Annotated in this window: 1 protein-coding gene; it reads left to right on the forward strand. The window is 56.7% G+C overall.

What is annotated here, in order from left to right:
• Positions 1 to 41 precede the first annotated feature (41 nt).
• On the forward strand, positions 42 to 413 hold the full coding sequence (locus TP2_RS12110) for a hypothetical protein (RefSeq protein WP_206198345.1): 372 nt from the start codon (positions 42 to 44) through the stop codon (positions 411 to 413).
• Positions 414 to 538: the final 125 nt, after the last annotated feature.

A 538-nucleotide genomic window follows, 5' to 3' on the forward strand; every position in this document is an offset into this window, starting at 1 on the left:
TGACCTATTCGATCCCTCCGAAAGCGATGGGGTAGGGGGCATTGAGCCGCCTTCTGCAGACCATTCGCTTTTGGCGCCTGAGATGCGAGGCGCGCAGTTTGCGAATGGCGATGTGCTATCCGGTGTTCGCCATGTTCCCAATCGCTGCTTGCCTGGCTGTCTGGTGGGTTTTTCTGGTCTTGCCCTTCGTGCTCACCGCCGCGGTTGTGCTCATCCTCTTCGACAGCGCGTCGCTTGCGCCCGTCATCGCGCTCGCCATTCTCGGATTGCCTGCGTTCTTCTTGCTCGTCTGGCAGACCCCACGGGTCTTTCGCTTCTACTGGATTGCCGCCGGCTTGATGTTTGGCAAGCGGAGGGCTGCGGAACGGGCGCTGGCGGAGATAGACGCGGAACTCTCGACGACTGCGGAGTGACGAAAGGGCGTCAAACCGTGTGAACTTATGGGGTATTTTTATACCTATTTTTAGAGTATTGTTTTTGTTAATAAAATTCTGAAACGATGCGCTCGAGGACGCATCCGGAATCGCGCAAAAGCCCG

The organism is Thioclava pacifica DSM 10166, assembly GCF_000714535.1.
Taxonomy (GTDB): domain Bacteria; phylum Pseudomonadota; class Alphaproteobacteria; order Rhodobacterales; family Rhodobacteraceae; genus Thioclava; species Thioclava pacifica.